Genomic DNA, 16,957 nt, shown 5'->3' with positions numbered 1-16,957 from the left:
AGGGCCGCAAGGAGCTAGACCATGACAGAGAAAGCAAGACGCTGGGCCCTCCTGGGCACCGGCCTGGGACTGGCTGCGTCCATTTCGGCCGCCGCACTATTCCTCGACACGCCGTTCAGCCGAGCCGCCGCGGAGACGGCGGCGGGTGCCGCGACCGCCGCTCCGCCGGCGACGCCGGTGACCGTGGCCGTGGTAAAGAGCCGCGACGTCACCACCTGGCAGGAATTTTCGGGCCGGCTGGAAGCCGTGGACCGGGTCGAGATCCGTCCCCGTGTCGGCGGGGCGATCCAGTCCGTCAATTTCCGCGAGGGCGCGTTGGTGAAGGCCGGAGACCTCCTCTTCACCATCGATCCCGCGCCCTATGAGGCGACCGTTGCCCAGGCCAATGGGCAGGTCGCCTCCGCGGAAGCCCGTGTGGCGCTGGCGAATACCGAACTCGAACGCGGCCGCCGGCTGGCGAGCAATCGCACGATCTCGCAGAGCGATCTCGACCAGCGTCAGCACGCCGTTGCCGAAGCGGAAGCCGCGCTGAAGACGGCCCAGGCCGTTCTTCGTTCCGCCGAACTCGAGCTGGACTATACCAAGGTGCGCGCACCCGTTTCCGGCCGCGCCGGCAAGATCGAGATCACCGTCGGAAACCTCGTCGCTGCGGGCTCCACCTCGTCGGCATTGACGACGCTGGTCTCGTCCGACCCGATCTATGCCAGCTTCAACGCCAGCGAGGAGATCGTCGCGCGGGCGCTTTCCAGGCTGCCGGCGACCGACGGCGCGCTGCCGCCGATCGACCAGATCCCGGTCGAGATCGGCACGCTCGCCGACGAAGGGACACCGATCAAGGGCAAGCTGCAACTGATCGGCAATGAAGTGGATGCCTCGAGCGGCACCATCCCGGTTCGCGCCGTGATCGACAATCCGCACGGGCTGCTGATCCCCGGGCAGTTCGTGCGCATTCGCATGGGCGAACCGCGACCGGACAACCGGATCCTTGTCAGCGAAAAGGCGATCGGAACCGATCAGGACAAGAAGTTCGTCTTCATCGTCGATGCCGAAAACAAGGTGGCCTATCGCCCGGTCGAGCTCGGCGGCATTGCCGATGGCGAGCGGATCGTCGCGAGCGGGCTTGCCGATGGCGACAAGGTCATCGTCAACGGGCTGCAGCGCGTACGTCCTGGCGCGCTTGTCGATCCGCAGACCAAGGAGGCCGTCGCGGCCGTCAACTGAATCTAGAGGGCGGGGCGTCGGCCTCGCCGCTTTGCGCATCGCATTCGATCCTCTGGCGGACACTGGTCCGCCGGCTAGGACTTTTTGTCGAAATTTCACCCTGGAGAGGGCTTCGAAATGAGTATTTCCCGCTTTTTTGTCGACCGGCCGGTGTTTGCTGCCGTGTTGTCGATCCTCATCGTCGTTGCCGGCCTGATCGGCATGCGGTCGCTGCCGATCTCGGAATATCCGGAGGTCGTGCCGCCATCGATCGTCGTGCGCGCAGTCTATCCCGGCGCCAATCCCGTGGTCATTTCCGAGACGGTGGCAACCCCGCTCGAGGAGCAGATCAACGGCGTCGACGACATGCTCTACATGAACAGCCAGGCGACGTCCGACGGCGTGCTGACGACGACCGTCACGTTCAAGCTCGGCACGGATCCGGACAAGGCGCAACAGCTCGTGCAGAACCGTGTCTCACAGGCCGAACCGCGCCTGCCGGCGGAGGTTCGCGCGATCGGGGTGACCACGGTCAAGAGTTCGCCCGACTTCATCATGGTGGTCAACCTGGTATCGACAACCGACCGCTACGACGTGACCTATCTGCGCAATTACGCGACGTTGAACATCAAGGACCGTCTCGCCCGCATCGAGGGCGCCGGCCAGGTTCAGGTCTTCGGTGCCGGCGACTATGCCATGCGCATCTGGATCGATCCGCAGAAGGCTGCCGAACATGCGCTCGCCGCAAGCGACATCACCAATGCCATCCGCCAGCAGAACGTGCAGGCCGCGGCCGGCATCATCGGCGCATCGCCGAGCCCGAGCGGTGTCGAGCTGCAGCTCAACGTCAATGCCCAGGGACGCCTCAGCACGCCGGAGGAATTCGGCGAGATCATCGTCAAGACGGGCAATGAGGGTGAGATCACACGCCTCAAGGACGTCGCGCGCATCGAGATGGGGGCGGCCGACTATACGCTGCGTTCGCTGCTCGACGGTCAGCCGGCAGTGGCGATCGCCGTGCTGCAGGCGCCCGGTTCCAATGCCATCGAGATCGCCGACAATGTGCGCGCCACCATGGACCAGCTTCAGCTCGCCATGCCTGACGGGGTGAAATACGAGATCGTCTACGACACCACCGAGTTCGTGCGTGCGTCGATCGAGAAGGTCGTCGACACGCTGCTGGAGGCCGTGGCCCTCGTGGTCCTTGTCGTGATCCTCTTCCTGCAAACCTGGCGCGCGTCGATCATTCCGCTGATCGCCGTGCCGGTCTCGATCATCGGCACCTTTGCGGTGATGTATGCCTTCGGCTTCTCGATCAATGCGCTGACGCTGTTCGGGCTGGTGCTTGCCATCGGCATCGTGGTGGACGACGCGATCGTCGTCGTCGAAAACGTCGAGCGTAATATCGAGAACGGGCTGACGCCGCGCGAGGCGACCTATCGCGCCATGCGGGAAGTGTCGGGGCCGATCATCGCGATTGCGCTGGTGCTGGTCGCGGTCTTCGTGCCCTTGGCGTTCATTAGCGGTCTTTCCGGCCAGTTCTATCGCCAGTTCGCGCTGACCATCGCCATCTCGACCGTGATTTCCGCCATCAACTCGCTCACCCTGTCGCCGGCCCTGGCCGCCCTTCTGCTGAAGGATCATCATGCGCCCAAGGACTGGCTGACACGGGCCATGGATCGGGTCTTCGGCTGGTTCTTCCGCGGCTTCAACCGGGCGTTTGGCGCGGCATCGAACGGCTACGGCCGCAGCGTCGGCGGTCTCCTGTCGCGCAAGTCGCTGGTCATGGTCGTCTATCTGGCCCTGATCGGCGCCACCTATGCCGTCTTCAACGCGGTTCCCGGTGGCTTCGTCCCGGCGCAGGACAAGCAGTATCTGATCGGCTTTGCGCAATTGCCGGACGGTGCGACGCTGGACCGAACGGAGGACGTGATCAAGCGGATGAGCGACATCGCGCTGGAACAGCCGGGCGTCGCCCATGCCATTGCCTTCCCCGGCCTGTCGATCAACGGTTTCACCATCGGTTCGAACTCGGGCATCGTGTTTGCCGTTCTCGACGATTTTTCCGAGCGCACGACGCCGGAACTCTCCGGCGGTGCCATCGCCATGCAGTTGAACCAGAAGTTTTCGGGCATCCAGGACGCCTTCATCGCCATGTTCCCGCCGCCGCCGGTCAACGGCCTCGGCTCCACCGGCGGCTTCAAGCTGCAGATCGAGGACCGTGCCGGGCTTGGCTACCAGGCGCTCGACGAGGCGACCAAGGCGTTCCTCGGCAAGGCCTACCAGGCGCCGGAGCTTGCGGGCCTGTTCTCCAGCTTCCAGATCAATGTGCCGCAGCTCTATGCCGATCTCGACCGCGCCAAGGCGGAACAGCTCGGTGTGTCGGTGACGGACGTGTTCGAGACGCTGCAGATCTATCTCGGCTCGCTCTACGTCAACGACTTCAATGCCTTTGGCCGCACCTACAGCGTCCGGGTCCAGGCCGATGCCGCCTTCCGGGCGAGGCCGGAGGATATCGGCCAGCTCCAGGTGCGCTCGCGCAGCGGGCAGATGATTCCGCTTTCGGCGCTTTTGAAGGTCGACAGCACTACGGGCCCCGAGCGCACCACGCGTTATAACGGGTTCCTCGCCGCCGACATCAATGGCGGTCCGGCGCCGGGCTTTTCGTCGGGTCAGGCGCAGGCGGCGATCGAGCGCATCGCCGACGAGACGCTGCCGAACGGCATCACCTTCGAATGGACGGATCTGACCTATCAGCAGATCCTCGCCGGAAATTCGAGCATCGTCGTCTTCCCCTTGGCGCTTCTGCTCGTCTATCTGGTGCTGGCGGCCCAGTATGAAAGCCTGACGCTGCCGATCGCGATCATCATGATCGTGCCCATGGGCGTGCTCGCCGCGCTGGCCGGTGTCTGGTACACGGGTGGGGACAACAACATCTTCACCCAGATCGGCCTGATGGTGCTTGTGGGGCTCTCGGCGAAGAACGCGATCCTGATCGTCGAATTCGCCCGGGAACTGGAGTTCGAAGGCCGAATGCCGCTCCAGGCGGCGATCGAGGCGAGCCGTCTTCGCCTTCGACCGATCCTCATGACGTCGATGGCATTCATCATGGGTGTCGTGCCTCTGGTGCTGTCGACCGGAGCGGGGGCGGAAATGCGCGCTGCCATGGGCCTTGCCGTCTTCTCCGGCATGATCGGTGTCACCTTCTTCGGCATCTTCATGACGCCGGTCTTCTATGTGCTGCTTCGTCGCCTCACGGGCAATCGCCCGCTGATCCACCACGAGGCGAACGTGCACCCGGAAGGCCGAGCGGACAACCACCGCATCGCTGCGGAATAGGCCATGCGGAGGTGAGCTGGAAAGGAGGTCCGAACGACGGGCCTCCTTTGCTGTCTGCTGTTCTTCAGGGTTCCGAACAATGCCGTGGCGAGAAATCCGGGCTATGGCCGGCGTCACCGATCCGGATCGACGGACCGACCGGCGGGATAGCGTATGAAGGGGCTGATACAGAACGATACAAATCGATACGGCGGTGAAAGACAGCGGCCAAGTCCGGCGCGCATCCTTTTCCTATTCCGGCTGCGCTGGCAGCCTTGGACAAATGGAGAGAAGGATGCTGAAAAAACTGCTGTTCGCCCTCGCAATCCTAGCGGGGGCCCCGTCGGTCGCCGCAGCGGCGACCGTTGCGGTTACGACCGGAAACGTCAATCTGCGGGCAGGGCCCTCGACCGCCTATCCCGTCGTCACCGTGGTTCCGGTCGGCGCCCGCATCGACACATACGGCTGTCTTGCTGGATACAGCTGGTGCGACATCACATTCGGATCCTATCGCGGCTGGGTCGCGGCCAACTATATCCAGATCGTCCACCAGGGCGCGCCCGTGGTGCTGACGCCGGCCATCGCCCCGGCCGCGGGCGTCACCGTGGTTGCCTACAACCGGGCCTATTGGGATAGGTATTACGCCGCCTATCCGTGGTATCGGAACTGGGGCCATTACGGTCCATATCCGGCCGGTCGGGTGACGTCCTATGACCGCTCGGTCGATTGCGCCGATGGCCGTTGTACCGCGACCCGCTCGACCACGGGTGTCTATGGAGGCTCCGCGAACCAAACCCGCAGCTGCTCGGGCGGCGAATGCACGGCGACCCGCAGCGTGGTCGGCCCCTATGGCAGCAACGCGTCGCGGGTGCGCAGCTGTAGTGCGAACGACCGCAGCTGCACGGTGACCCGAACCGGCCCGCGCGGCGGCACGGCGACCGGCACACGCGTTTTTCGGCCCTGAAGACGAGAGGCGCGAAACACCATGGATAAAATTGCAGTCATGACATTGGTCGCGATCTACTCCGGCCTTGCCTTCCCCCTGTCTGCGCGGGGGGAAATGCAGGAGGCGCCCGACACCGACGGACTTGACGAACCGGTAGCGGAGATTTGCCTGCTGCCGGACGGAATGAAAGGCAATACCTGCGCTGCCTTCTTTCTCGACGACGACGGCTTCGAAATCTGCCTCAGGGACGAGATGAGCGGCACGATACGCTGCACAAGCAACTATGACACGCATCTCGACCCGCCCGACATGCCCTCGGTATTCCGGTCCGGATCGCTGGGTATCTGATGTCGCGATCACCGATCGATCCTGCCGCCACTTTCGTCTCAGAGACGCGGGTGGACCGCACCGGTGGTTCAAAGCAGCTGTGTCAGTTCCGCCCGGTGCCGCATCATGATCAGCAGCGCCGCATAGTCCCGTTCGTAATGGTTCCGGGTCGCCGCGTCGGGTGGGGTCGCGTTCGTGCGGATCGCCATGGCGCGGCCGGCGGAGGCCATGTCGGCGAAAAGGCCGGCGGTCACCGCCGCATGCTGCGCCGTTCCGAGCAGGACGGCATCCTGGTCGACCGGCGTCAGGATCGTGTAGCCCAGCACGTCGGCATAGAGTTGCGGGATGAGCGGATGATGGGAAAAGCCGCCGGCAATCGCCAGCGTCTCGATCCGATCCGGCTCTCCCGGCATCTGCCCGATGATGTGGCGGATGCCGCAGGCGAGTGCGACGCAGGTGCGCCAATACAGGCGGCACAGGCCCTCGAAGCTGCGATCGAGCGTCATTCCGGCAATGGTGCCGGTCAGGTCCGGATCGGTGGTCGGCGAACGGGTGCCGTGGAAATCGGGCAGGACATGGATGGGAAGGCCATAGCCCGGACCGCGCTCTGCCCGACGCCCGGCGATATGGTCGAGCACCTGGGCGTGGCGTGTCTGGGTCGGCTCTCCGCCGGCGGGATGGGTCCGCAATATATGATCGAGCAAGGCACCTGAGGCGGATTGCCCAGCCTCCGTCAGCCAGAGGCCGGCGATGGCCACGTCGCGAAACGCGCCCCAGCACCCCTCGGCCTGGCGTTCGTCGTGTGTCAGTTGCACGACGCAGCTGGAGGTTCCGGCGATCAGGGCGGCATGGGTTTCCAGGCGGTCAACCGCCGTCGCGAGCTTCGATGCGAACAGGGCGATCGTGCCGGCATAGGCATCGATCAGCCCCGGCGCGACCAGGCAGGCCGGGCTGAGGCCCAGTTCGTCCGCGGCCCATTCGGAGAGATTGCCGACCGGCCGCGTCGGCGGCAGGGCGCTTGGCGGCAAGCCGGCACGCTCGGCCAGGTCGTCGAGCCCGACGAGCCTGTAGAAATCGTCCGGCCGCGTGCCGGGGCCTTCCGGCGTATAACCCCATTTCGATGCCAGCGGCGAATGGGAGCGGGCCGAAGAGCCCGTCGCGCGCCATGTGAGATAGTCGCACAGGTCGAAGATCAGGCCTGCTTCATCCCAGACAGCGGGCATATTCTCCTTCAGCCAGAGGAGTTTCGGCACCTGCATTTCGGCGGAGAGACGCCCACCATAGCGGCGCAGCAGCGGGGCCTCCGTCGCATTGCAGCGTTCGGCCTGTTCGGCGGCACGGTGGTCCATCCACAAGAGCGTATCGAGATTGTCTCGGCCCGTGGTCGAGATCGAGAGCGGCTTTCCTGTGCGGTCTCGCACGACCAGCGAGCATGTCGCATCGAAGCCGATCGCCGCGATGTCGTCACCCGACAGGCCCGCCAGTTCGATCGCGGCGCGGACCGACCGGCAGACCGCCGTCCAGATCTCCTCGCTGTCCTGCTCGAGGTGTTTTTCCCGCGGCTGATGCAGTGAAATCGGCGTGGTGTGGCGGGCGCGTTGCGTACCGCGCAGGTCGAATATGCCGGCCCTCACGCTGCCGGTGCCCACGTCGACGGCCATCAGATAGTCACGCATCAGGGTTGTCTTTCGTCGCCGGGACCACAAACTGAAGCAAATCCGCCATGTCGTCAAACCGCACATCCGGGGAAAGTTGGTCGAGCGCGGCGCGATAATCGGCAAACCGGGTGTGCGACCCGCCGGTAAAGGCAATCACCCGCATCCCGGCGGCGCGGGCTGCCTCGATGCCGGACGGACTGTCCTCGATGACGAGACATTGTTCGGGCGAATAGCCCATCGCCTGCGCCGCATGGAGGAAGAGATCCGGCGCCGGCTTGCCGCGTGCGACCATGGTGGCGCTGAAGATATGCGGGGCGAAATGGTCGATCAGCCCGGTGGCGCGCAGACACAGCTCGACGCGTTCCTTCTGGCTGGACGAGGCGACGCACCAGTCAATGCCGGCCGCGGCAAAGCCTGCGACGACAGCGGGGATACCGTCGATCGGGCGAAGTTCGGCGCGGAAGCGGGTGTAGAGCACATCGCGCATGCGGCTCAGGAAGGCCTCGTCGATTTCGAGGCCGAACTCGTCGCGCACCGTCTCTCGAACGGATGCGAGGCTGCGGCCGAGAAAGCGCCGGGCAACACCCTCCTCGTCGATGGCGACACCCGCCTGGCCGAGGAAGTCGGCGAGAACGGCAAGGGCGATCGGCTCGCTGTCGACGAGTACGCCGTCGCAATCGAAGATCACCAGCCGTTTTTCCGCGTGGTTCATCCGGCCTGGTCCGCGAGCTTGCCGTCGAGATATTGCTTAAGCGTAGCGGCGGTGCCGATGCTCCGCAAGCTCCCGATGGCGCGGGTGAAGCGGGCGACGAAGCGGGGATCGGTGCCGATCGCGCCGAAGATGTCGCCAAGGGCGAGGAAGGCGGTCGGATCGCTTTGCGACCTGAGAGCTGCGGCGTGCAGGCGCTCAGCGCTCGGGTCGTTGAAGACGATCGGCTTGCCGCTGTCGGTCGTGCCCTCAAGATAGCGGCACCAGAGCGCCGAGACGAGGGCGAGGCCGGTGACGTCGAGATCCCTGGCGAGGCGGTCGGCGGTCGAGGGCAGGATGAATTTCGGCTGGCGGTTGGAGCCGTCCTGGGCAAGGCGGGGAATGGTGTCGCCGATCTTCGGATTGGAGAAACGGCTTTCGATCAGGCGGAAATAGTCTTCGAGACTGGTGTCCGGCACCGGCGGCACGACGGGGATGATCTCCTCGCGTTCAAGCTTGGCGAGGAAGCCGCGGATCAGCGCGTTCTCCATCGCCTCGTGGACGAAGTGGATGTCCAGCAGCGCCGCCGGATAGGCGATCGCCGCATGGCCGCCATTGAGGATGCGCAGTTTCATCAACTCATAAGGAGCCACATCCGGCACGAAGGTGACGCCGACCTTTTCCAGCGCCGGCCGACCGAGCGGGAACTTGTCCTCCAGCACCCACTGCTTGAACTCCTCGCAGAAAACCGGCCAGGCATCGTCTATACCGTAGGTGTCGCGGGCAATGGCGATCTCGCGCTCACCGGTCGCCGGCGTGATGCGGTCGACCATGGCGTTGGGGAAGGCGACGTTCGCGTGGATCCAGTGGGCGAAATCGGGGTCGGACAGGCGGGCGAGGCCGGTGATGGTTGCCTCGGTCACCTCGCCATTGCCGGGAATGTTGTCGCAGCACATCACGGTGAAGGGCGGAATGCCGGCCGCGCGGCGACCCTTGAGGCCGGCGATGATCAGGCCGAAAACGCTCTTCGGATGGGCCGGATCGGCCGCATCGGCGACCATGGCCGGATGATTGGGATCGAACTTGCCGGTCGCGGGATCGATGAAATAGCCGCCCTCGGTGATCGTCATCGAAACGATGCGGATCGCCGGGTCCTCGAGGGCGGCGATGATCGCATCGAAATCGGGCGCCGCCAGCATGCCCGTCATCGGGCCCGTCACGGTCGCGGCGCTGCGGTGATTGTCCTGCTCGACGATGGTGGTCAGATAGTCCTGGCTTTCGAGCTTTTCCTTCATCAGCCGGTCGGACGGCATGACGCCACAGCCGAGGATGGCCCAGTCAAGATCCCGGCCCTGGTCGAACAGTTCGTGCAGGTAGACGGCCTGATGGGCGCGGTGGAAGTTGCCGACGCCGAAATGCAGGATGCCGGCCTTCAACTGGTCGCGGCGATAGGCCGGGACGGCGGCGGTCCTTTCGATTTCGGCAAGGTTTGCCAGCGATAGCTTGCGGGTCATTTGATAGGTCCTCGATGACGAGATGTCAGGCAGCGGCGGGGCGAGCGTCAGCTCATCCAGTTGCCACCATCCACATTGTAGGTCTGGGCGACGATGTAGTCGGCTTCGGGCGAGGCCAGGAAGATTGCCATGCCGGTCAGATCCTCGGCGCGCCCCATGCGGCCGAAGGGCACGGCCTCGCCGACCAGCCTCTTCTTTTCACCGGGCGGCCGCCCTTCATATCTGGCGAAGAGCGCATCCACGCCGTCCCAGTGCTCGCCGTCGACGACGCCGGGAGCGATCGCGTTGACGTTGATGCCATGCTTGATGAGGTCCAGGCCGGCCGACTGGGTGATCGAGATGATGGCCGCCTTGGTGGCGCAATAGATGGCCACCAGCGCCTCGCCGCGACGACCCGCCTGACTGGCCATGTTGATGATCTTGCCGCCCTTGCCACGGGCGATCATCGACCGGGCCGCTGCCTGCAGCATGAACAGCGAGCCGGCGACATTGATCGAGAAAAGCCTGTCATAGCTCTCGCGGGTGATCTCGACGATCGGCGCCAGATCGAACAGCGCGGCATTGTTGACCAGGATGTCGATACCGCCGGTCCTTTCCTCGACCGCCTTGATCGCTGCCTCGATCGATGCCTGATCGGTGACGTCGAGCCGCACCGGATAGGCCTTGTCGCCGATCTCGGCCGCCGTCCGTCCGGCCCGCTCGACGTCGATGTCGGCGATGGCGACGGTGGCGCCTTCGCGTACATAGGCTTCGGCGAAGGCGCGGCCTATGCCGCGCGCCGATCCGGTGATGAGTGCCGATTTGCCCTCCAGCCTGCCGCTCATAGTGACAGTCCCTTGTCATCGAAACGGTGGATCCGGGCGGAATCCGGGGTGACGAAGACGGTGTCGCCGTGACGCGCGGCAAATTCGCCGTCGGCCCTTGCGGTCACCTGACCGATGCCGTCGACGGCGATGTGCAGGAAGGTGTCCGATCCCAGATGTTCGGCAACCGTGACCGTACCCTTCCATATGCCGCTCTCCGTCGACAGCGTGACATGCTCGGGACGTATGCCGATCGTGGGGGCGCCGTAGGGCTCGGCCGCTGCGCCGGAGATCAGGTTCATCTTCGGCGAGCCGATGAAGCCGGCGACGAAGAGGTTGGCGGGCTTGTGATAGAGTTCGAGCGGTGAGCCCACCTGCTCGATGCGGCCCCTGTTCAGGACGACGATCTTGTCGGCCATGGTCATCGCCTCGACCTGGTCATGGGTCACATAGATCGAGGTGGCGTTGAGCTGCTGGTGCAGTTGCGAGATTTCCAGGCGCATGTTGACGCGCAGCGCCGCATCCAGATTGGACAACGGTTCGTCGAACAGGAAGCACTCCGGCGAGCGCACGATCGCGCGGCCGATGGCGACGCGCTGGCGCTGGCCGCCGGAGAGCTGGCGCGGCTTGCGGTCGAGATAGTCGGTGAGATTGAGGATGCGGGCTGCATCGGCGACCTTGCGGTCGATCTCCGCCTTGTCCATGCCGGCCATCTTCAGCGGGAAGCCGATGTTGGAACGCACGCTCATATGTGGGTAGAGCGCATAGGACTGAAACACCATGGCCAGACCGCGCTGCGACGGCGGCTTGGCGGTGGCGTCGACGCCGTCGATCAGGATGCGGCCGCCGGAGACATCCTCGAGGCCGGCGATCAGCCGCAGCAGCGTGGACTTGCCACAGCCCGAGGGGCCGACGAAGACGACGAACTCGCCATCGTTGATCTGAAGGTCGATCGACGGGATGACGGCGGCCTCGCCGAAGGACTTGGATACATTCTGGAGTGTGATGCTACCCATCTTGCTATTCCTATTTGACGGCGCCGAAGGTCAGGCCGCGGACGAGTTGTTTCTGGCTGAACCAGCCGAGGATCACGATCGGCGCGATGGCCATGGTCGAGGCGGCCGACAGCTTGGCGTAGAAGAGACCCTCGGGGCTCGAGTATGAGGCGATGAAGGCGGTCAGTGGCGCTGCCTTGGAGGCCGTCAGGTTGAGGGTCCAGAAGGCTTCGTTCCAGGACAGGATGACGTTGAGAAGGAGCGTCGAGGCGATGCCGGGAATGGCCATCGGGGTCAGGACGTAGACGATCTCCTTCATCAGCGAGGCGCCATCCATGCGGGCGGCCTCGAGGATCTCGCCGGGGATTTCCTTGAAATAGGTGTAGAGCATCCAGACGATGATCGGCAGGTTGATGAGGGTCAGCACGATCACCAGGCCGGTGCGGGTGTCGAGCAGGCCGCCGTCGCGGAACAAGATGTAGAGGGGCACCAGAACGCCGACCGGCGGCAGCATCTTGGTGGACAGCATCCACATCAGGATGTCCTTGGTCCGCCGGGTGGGCGAAAAGGCCATGGACCAGGCCGCCGGAACGGCGATGACGAGGCCGGCCAGCGTCGAGCCGAGGGAGATCACCACCGAGTTCATGAAGTGGCGGAAATAGTTCGACCGCTCCTGCACCTCGGCATAGTTCTCGGTCGTCCACTCGAAGAACAGGAAGGACGGCGGCGAGGCGATCGCCTCCGCCTCGGTCTTGAAGCTCGTCAGGAAGGTCCAGAGGATCGGGAAGAAGATCAGGATGCCGATCGTCCAGGCGAGCGCGGTCCACAGGATCTTGCGGCGAACGGGAATGGCGCGGGCCATGGTCAGCTCTCCAGGTTCTTGCCGATCAGGCGGATGAGGAAAAAGGCGACGATGTTGGCGAGCACCACGGCGACGATGCCGCCGGCCGAAGCGCCGCCCACGTCGAACTGCAGCAGGGCCTGGGCATAGACGAGATAGGTGATGTTTGTGCTCTGCGTGCCGGGACCACCATTGGTGGTGACCAGGATCTCGGCGAAGACCGACAGCAGGAAGATGGTCTCGATCAGGATGACCACCGTGATGGCGCGGGCCATGTGCGGCAGGATGATGTAGGCGAGCTTCGACAGCGGACCTGCGCCGTCCATTTCGGCGGCTTCCTTCTGTTCCTCGTCGAGCGATTGCAGCGCGGTCAGAAGAATGAGCGTGGCAAACGGCAGCCATTGCCAGGCGACGATGATGATGATCGAGGTGAGCGGGGCCGCCGCCAGCCAGTCGAGCGGCTGGAGGCCAAGCGACTTGGCGATCCAGGCAAACAGGCCGTTCACCGGGTTCATCAGCATGTTTTTCCACACCAGCGCCGAGACGGTCGGCATGATGAAGAAAGGCGCGATCACCAGGATGCGCACGATGCCCTGGCCGAACATCGGCTGGTCTAGGAGAAGTGCCAAGGCGATACCGCCGATGACGGTGATCGCCAGGACCCCGCCGACGAGGAGCAGCGTATTGGCAAGGGCATCGAAGAAGGCGGGATCGGTGAGGAAATAGCGGTAGTTCATGAAGCCGGCGAACTCTTCCGTGCCGGGCATCAAAAGGTTGTAGCGCAGGAAGGAGAAGTAGACCGTCATCGCCAGCGGCACGATCATCCATGCCAGGAGCAGGATCACGGAGGGCGCCATCATCAGGCGCGCCGCGGAATGGGTGTGTGTCGTCGCCATGGGGTCAGCGCCTTTTCGCCATGTGCAGGTTGATTGAGTGCCGCGCCAGTTGCGCAAGGGCGCCTATGCGGCCCTCCGGCCTCCCGGTCCCGGTCATACGACCGATGCCAGGAGGCTTCGATAAAGGGGGAGCCCAGTCGGCCCGGCCATGCGGCCAGCCGGCCTTGCTCCAGTCGGAGCGGGGAGGAGAGGTCTCCCCGCTCTTCGTCGGGGAGCTTACTTGATGTAGCCGGCCTTCATCATTTCCCGTTCCGTCAGCTTCTGGGCGTTGTCGAGCGCCTGGTCGATGCTGACCTGTCCGGCGAGAGCGGCCGAGAACTGCTGGCCGACCGCGGTGCCGATGCCCTGGAATTCCGGAATGGCCACGAACTGGACCCCGACATAGGGAACCGGCTTGACGGTCGGGCTCTTCGGGTCCGCCGCATTGATGGAGTCGAGCGTCATCTTCGCAAACGGCGCCGCCTTCTGGTATTCCGGGTTCTCGTAGAGCGAGGTGCGGGTGCCCGGCGGTACGTTGGCCCAGCCTTCCTTGTCGGCGACCATCTTCAGATAGTCCTTGCCGGTTGCCCAGGCGACGAACTTCTCGGCCGCTTCGGCCTTCTGGGTGCCGGCCGGAATGGCCAGGTTCCAGGCCCACAGCCAATTGCCGCGCTTGCCGAGCCCCGTGTCGGGAGCGAGTGCGAAGCCGACCTTGTCGGCGACGGTCGAGTCCTTCGGATTGGTGACGAAGGAGGCGGCGACGGTGGCATCGATCCACATGCCGCACTTGCCGGTCTGGAAGAGCGCCAGGTTCTCGTTGAAGCCGTTCGAGGAGGCACCCGGAGGGCCGGCATCCTTCATCAGGTTGACATAGAATTCGAGCGCCGTCTTCCATTCCGGCTGGTCGAACTGCGGCTTCCAGTTCTCGTCGAACCAGCGCGCGCCGAAGGCGTTGGCGGTCGCGGTCAGGAAGGCCATGTTCTCGCCCCAGCCGGCCTTGCCGCGCAGGCAGATGCCATAGATCTCGTTGTCCTTGTCCGTCATCTTGCGGGCAGCGTCGGCGACGAAGTCCCAGGTGGGGGCGTCGGGCATGGTGAGCCCGGCCTTTTCCATCAGGTCCTTGCGATACATGACCATCGAGCTCTCGCCGTAGAAGGGTGCGGCGTAGAGCTTGCCGTCCTCGCCGGTCAGGCCGGAGCGGATCGCGGGCAGGAGGTCGTCGACGTCATAGTCGGCGCCAAGATTGTCGAGCGGCAGAAGCCAGCCCTGCTTGGCCCAGATCGGCACTTCATAGGTGCCGATGGTGAGAACGTCGAACTGGCCGCCCTTGGTGGCGATGTCGGTCGTCACCTTCTGGCGCAGCACGTTTTCCTCGAGGGTTACCCATTCGAGGTCGATGCCGGGGTTCTTTGCGGTGAAATCATCCGTCAGCTTCTGCATGCGGATCATGTCGCCGTTGTTGACGGTCGCGATGGTGAGGGTTTCGGCCGAAGCCATGCCGGTAAGGGCCAGTGCCGAGCAGGCGCCCAGCAAAATCGTCTTCAATGTCATATCTTCCTCCCAGAAGAAAAATGAGCATTTGCTTTGCTCATGGGCAATTACTCACTTTTAGGCAAGGCATTGTCAATGCAGAATCCATGCTGCGGTGCCGAAGGCGAAGCCCAAGGCATTGTCTCGGCGATGAAAAATAAATGTGGAGGTCTGCTCAGCCGGCCAGCAGATGGCGGGCGGCATCCTCGTCGGTGATCAGCCCGTTGATGTAGCCGCCGATCGTGGCGGCGCGGATCGCATCGCGTTTGCGCCGGCCGCGGGCCAGGCCGATGACGATCGAAGTCTCGCGCGAGGGTATGGGGATGCTCGCCACGCGCTCGTTGACCGGATGGTCGAGCAGTTTGCCGTCCGCGCCGAAGACCCAGCCGCAGACTTCGCCGGCTGCGCCGGCATCGAGAAGTTCGGCCATCTCGTCCTGGCGCAGGAACCCGTCGACCAGAAGCGGTGCGCTGCTTCCCATCTCGCCGATCCCGACAAAGGTCACATCGGAGCGCCGGCCAAGCTCGATCGTCGGCGCGACGAGCGGCTGCCGGTGCAGCAGGTCGCGTTCGTCGCGGGACGAGACGATGACGGGAAGCGGCATCGGGAAATGCGGCGCCTTCACCGCGTCGGCCATGGAGAAGATGACGTTGAAGTAGGCGGCGGACCCGTCCGGGCTGATATTGCCCGTCAACGAGACGATTCTGTGCTGCGGGCATTCCATCGGCGGCAATTGGTCGACCATGGCGCGCAGCGTCCGTCCGGTTCCCATGCCGATGATCAGCGGATCCGGCTGCTTCAGCCAGCGCTCCAGTTCGGCGGCCCCGGCTTCGGCGACGCCGACGGATGCCGAGTCCGAACCCGGATCGGTGGGCACGATCTCGACCTGTCTGAGGCCGAACTTCGCTTTTACCGCCTCGGCCAGTTCCATGCAGGCCGCGATCGGATGGTCGAGACGGACCTTGATCAGCTTCTCGGCGACGGCGAGCGAGACCAGGCGCTGGGCACTCTGGCGCGAAATGCTCATGGCGGCGGCGATCTCGTCCTGGGTGCGGCCGGCAACATAATAGAGCCAGCCGGCTCGCGCCGCATCGTCCAGCCTTGTCTGTGCTTCGCCTCGTCTTGCCATGCGGATCGGCACCACCCTTTCAAAGAGCAGTGCTGCCAAGTTTTGGCAAGGCTGTCAAATCGCTCGCGCTGGTCCGTGACCGGATTTACTCTGCCAGCAGGCCGTCGAATACTTCCAGCATGGCGTCGGCTATGGCCTTGCCGAGTCCGGCGGCGCTCGAGGCGAGCGCCTCCTCGTCCATGTCGCGCGCGGCGAGCGCGAAGGTTGCGCCCTCGATCGTGACGATCTCCTGCGCCCGCTGGATCGCCCACAGCGCAAATTCCGCCCGACTGCCAATTTCCGTCGTTTCCATCACTGGTCTCTCCATAGATTTCCGTTGTGCCGCTTATAGCGATTGCGGGTCGCTGTGACAGTCGCTCCGCGGCAAAAATGAAGGGAGATCGCATGGGGGCCGGTCCGGACTTGTGCCCTTTTCTGCGGCTGTCCCGTCATTGGATAGTGATATTCCTATATTACTGAAAAGGGGCTAGTCTGCGCCTGTGGCATCTGGCGCCACAGCGAGACTTCGTTTCCTCTTTCACACATGTAAGGGAGATACCCAATGAGACGAACAATGAAATCCACGGTGAGCGCGATGGTCACGGTGATGCTGCTCGCCGGCGTGGCCGAGGCGCAGCAATTCGGTTATGGTTCGGGACCCGGCTGGGGACGTGGCAACATGATGATGGGCAATATGCCCGGGCGTGGCCGCTTTCCGATCATCGATGCCGATGACAATGGTGTGGTCTCCGCGGAGGAGGCGGCTTCGGCCGCCGAGGAAGTCTTCGCCGCGATGGACGCCGACGACAATGCCGAACTGACCATGGAAGAATATATGCTGGTCCGCATGGGGCCGCAGGACGGCTGGAACAAGACCCGCCAGGCCGCGCGCGAGAAGGAGAAGACCGAGCGTTTCGGCGAGATGGATCTCGACAAGAACGACACGGTGTCCCAGGCCGAGTTCATCGCCGGCGCCAAGGCCCATTTCAATGCTGCCGATGGCGACAAGGACGGCAAGGTGACCCCGTGGGAATGGCGCAGCCAGCAGTGGAACTGATCTCGTCGGATTCCAATTCAGGGGCTTGATGATGCCTCTTTGGAAAAATGGCAAAGGCCCGCGGCAGATGCCTGTCGCGGGCCTTCGTTTCTTCACG

The 16,957-nt window shown here is 64.2% G+C and carries 15 protein-coding genes; 5 read left to right on the top strand and 10 right to left on the bottom strand.

Annotated elements, in window-relative coordinates; genetic code table 11:
* Positions 1 to 21 precede the first annotated feature (21 nt).
* The 4 genes from DYZ14_RS03155 (at position 22) to DYZ14_RS03140 (ending at position 5,812) form a co-directional block, all read left to right on the top strand.
* Complete coding sequence (locus tag DYZ14_RS03155) at positions 22 to 1,221, top strand: efflux RND transporter periplasmic adaptor subunit (protein ID WP_154719306.1); 1,200 nt, start codon at positions 22 to 24, stop codon at positions 1,219 to 1,221.
* Positions 1,222 to 1,338: 117 nt separating this feature from the next.
* A complete protein-coding gene (locus DYZ14_RS03150) occupies positions 1,339 to 4,539 on the top strand; it encodes an efflux RND transporter permease subunit (protein ID WP_154719305.1) in 3,201 nt (1,066 codons plus the stop codon).
* A gap of 274 nt (positions 4,540 to 4,813) precedes the next feature.
* The gene (locus DYZ14_RS03145) at positions 4,814 to 5,482 is read left to right on the top strand and encodes an SH3 domain-containing protein (RefSeq protein WP_154719304.1); all 669 of its coding nucleotides are present in this window, start codon (positions 4,814 to 4,816) and stop codon (positions 5,480 to 5,482) included.
* Positions 5,483 to 5,503: 21 nt separating this feature from the next.
* On the top strand, positions 5,504 to 5,812 hold the full coding sequence (locus DYZ14_RS03140; protein ID WP_154719303.1) for a hypothetical protein: 309 nt from the start codon (positions 5,504 to 5,506) through the stop codon (positions 5,810 to 5,812).
* 68 nt (positions 5,813 to 5,880) lie between these two features.
* Here the strand turns inward: DYZ14_RS03140 and DYZ14_RS03135 are convergent, their stop codons facing one another.
* The 10 genes from DYZ14_RS03135 to DYZ14_RS03090 form a co-directional block, all read right to left on the bottom strand.
* Complete coding sequence (locus DYZ14_RS03135) at positions 5,881 to 7,467, bottom strand: FGGY-family carbohydrate kinase (protein ID WP_154719302.1); 1,587 nt, start codon at positions 7,465 to 7,467, stop codon at positions 5,881 to 5,883.
* On the bottom strand, positions 7,460 to 8,161 hold the full coding sequence (locus DYZ14_RS03130) for an HAD family hydrolase (RefSeq protein ID WP_154719301.1): 702 nt from the start codon (positions 8,159 to 8,161) through the stop codon (positions 7,460 to 7,462). Before DYZ14_RS03130 ends, DYZ14_RS03135 begins: the two co-directional genes overlap by 8 nt.
* A complete protein-coding gene (locus tag DYZ14_RS03125; RefSeq protein ID WP_154719300.1) occupies positions 8,158 to 9,651 on the bottom strand; it encodes a mannitol dehydrogenase family protein in 1,494 nt (497 codons plus the stop codon). Before DYZ14_RS03125 ends, DYZ14_RS03130 begins: the two co-directional genes overlap by 4 nt.
* Before the next feature lie 47 nt (positions 9,652 to 9,698).
* Positions 9,699 to 10,475, bottom strand: coding sequence for an L-iditol 2-dehydrogenase (locus DYZ14_RS03120; RefSeq protein ID WP_154719299.1), 777 nt, complete (start codon positions 10,473 to 10,475; stop codon positions 9,699 to 9,701).
* Positions 10,472 to 11,470, bottom strand: a complete 999-nt coding sequence (locus DYZ14_RS03115) for an ABC transporter ATP-binding protein (protein WP_154719298.1) — start codon at positions 11,468 to 11,470, stop codon at positions 10,472 to 10,474. The genes DYZ14_RS03120 and DYZ14_RS03115 overlap by 4 nt, the downstream gene beginning before the upstream one ends.
* A gap of 10 nt (positions 11,471 to 11,480) precedes the next feature.
* On the bottom strand, positions 11,481 to 12,311 hold the full coding sequence (locus tag DYZ14_RS03110) for a carbohydrate ABC transporter permease (protein WP_154719297.1): 831 nt from the start codon (positions 12,309 to 12,311) through the stop codon (positions 11,481 to 11,483).
* Between the two features lie 2 nt (positions 12,312 to 12,313).
* On the bottom strand, positions 12,314 to 13,186 hold the full coding sequence (locus tag DYZ14_RS03105; RefSeq protein ID WP_154719296.1) for a carbohydrate ABC transporter permease: 873 nt from the start codon (positions 13,184 to 13,186) through the stop codon (positions 12,314 to 12,316).
* A 216-nt stretch (positions 13,187 to 13,402) separates the two neighbouring features.
* Positions 13,403 to 14,716 carry an ABC transporter substrate-binding protein gene (locus DYZ14_RS03100; protein ID WP_154719295.1) on the bottom strand — a complete coding sequence of 438 codons (1,314 nt, stop codon included), beginning with the start codon at positions 14,714 to 14,716 and terminating at the stop codon, positions 13,403 to 13,405.
* 154 nt (positions 14,717 to 14,870) lie between these two features.
* Positions 14,871 to 15,824 (bottom strand): sugar-binding transcriptional regulator, encoded by a 954-nt coding sequence (locus tag DYZ14_RS03095; protein WP_154719294.1) that lies wholly within the window; start codon positions 15,822 to 15,824, stop codon positions 14,871 to 14,873.
* 85 nt (positions 15,825 to 15,909) lie between these two features.
* Positions 15,910 to 16,116, bottom strand: coding sequence for a hypothetical protein (locus DYZ14_RS03090; RefSeq protein ID WP_154719293.1), 207 nt, complete (start codon positions 16,114 to 16,116; stop codon positions 15,910 to 15,912).
* 261 nt (positions 16,117 to 16,377) lie between these two features.
* On the opposite strand from DYZ14_RS03090, the gene DYZ14_RS03085 reads away from it, so the two are divergent.
* Positions 16,378 to 16,860: a hypothetical protein gene (locus tag DYZ14_RS03085; protein ID WP_195949800.1), complete on the top strand. Its 483-nt coding sequence runs from the start codon at positions 16,378 to 16,380 to the stop codon at positions 16,858 to 16,860.
* The last annotated feature ends 97 nt before the right edge of the window (positions 16,861 to 16,957 follow it).

It is taken from the genome of Ciceribacter sp. T2.26MG-112.2, from assembly GCF_900492205.1.
Classification (GTDB): Bacteria; Pseudomonadota; Alphaproteobacteria; order Rhizobiales; family Rhizobiaceae; genus Allorhizobium; species Allorhizobium naphthalenivorans_A.
Note: the sequence above shows the minus strand (reverse complement) of the source record. Positions and strands in the feature narration are given on the sequence as shown.

What these genes read in the sequence shown, in the direction of transcription:
- DYZ14_RS03110 (WP_154719297.1), bottom strand. Translation starts at nt 12,311, where the DNA reads ATGGCCCGCGCCATTCCCGTTCGCCGCAAGATCCTGTGGACCGCGCTC.
- DYZ14_RS03090 (WP_154719293.1), bottom strand. Translation starts at nt 16,116, where the DNA reads ATGGAAACGACGGAAATTGGCAGTCGGGCGGAATTTGCGCTGTGGGCG.
- DYZ14_RS03145 (WP_154719304.1), top strand. Translation starts at nt 4,814, where the DNA reads ATGCTGAAAAAACTGCTGTTCGCCCTCGCAATCCTAGCGGGGGCCCCG.
- DYZ14_RS03140 (WP_154719303.1), top strand. Translation starts at nt 5,504, where the DNA reads ATGGATAAAATTGCAGTCATGACATTGGTCGCGATCTACTCCGGCCTT.
- DYZ14_RS03135 (WP_154719302.1), bottom strand. Translation starts at nt 7,467, where the DNA reads ATGCGTGACTATCTGATGGCCGTCGACGTGGGCACCGGCAGCGTGAGG.
- DYZ14_RS03125 (WP_154719300.1), bottom strand. Translation starts at nt 9,651, where the DNA reads ATGACCCGCAAGCTATCGCTGGCAAACCTTGCCGAAATCGAAAGGACC.
- DYZ14_RS03155 (WP_154719306.1), top strand. Translation starts at nt 22, where the DNA reads ATGACAGAGAAAGCAAGACGCTGGGCCCTCCTGGGCACCGGCCTGGGA.
- DYZ14_RS03130 (WP_154719301.1), bottom strand. Translation starts at nt 8,161, where the DNA reads ATGAACCACGCGGAAAAACGGCTGGTGATCTTCGATTGCGACGGCGTA.
- DYZ14_RS03120 (WP_154719299.1), bottom strand. Translation starts at nt 10,475, where the DNA reads ATGAGCGGCAGGCTGGAGGGCAAATCGGCACTCATCACCGGATCGGCG.
- DYZ14_RS03105 (WP_154719296.1), bottom strand. Translation starts at nt 13,186, where the DNA reads ATGGCGACGACACACACCCATTCCGCGGCGCGCCTGATGATGGCGCCC.
- DYZ14_RS03100 (WP_154719295.1), bottom strand. Translation starts at nt 14,716, where the DNA reads ATGACATTGAAGACGATTTTGCTGGGCGCCTGCTCGGCACTGGCCCTT.
- DYZ14_RS03115 (WP_154719298.1), bottom strand. Translation starts at nt 11,470, where the DNA reads ATGGGTAGCATCACACTCCAGAATGTATCCAAGTCCTTCGGCGAGGCC.
- DYZ14_RS03095 (WP_154719294.1), bottom strand. Translation starts at nt 15,824, where the DNA reads ATGGCAAGACGAGGCGAAGCACAGACAAGGCTGGACGATGCGGCGCGA.
- DYZ14_RS03085 (WP_195949800.1), top strand. Translation starts at nt 16,378, where the DNA reads ATGAAATCCACGGTGAGCGCGATGGTCACGGTGATGCTGCTCGCCGGC.
- DYZ14_RS03150 (WP_154719305.1), top strand. Translation starts at nt 1,339, where the DNA reads ATGAGTATTTCCCGCTTTTTTGTCGACCGGCCGGTGTTTGCTGCCGTG.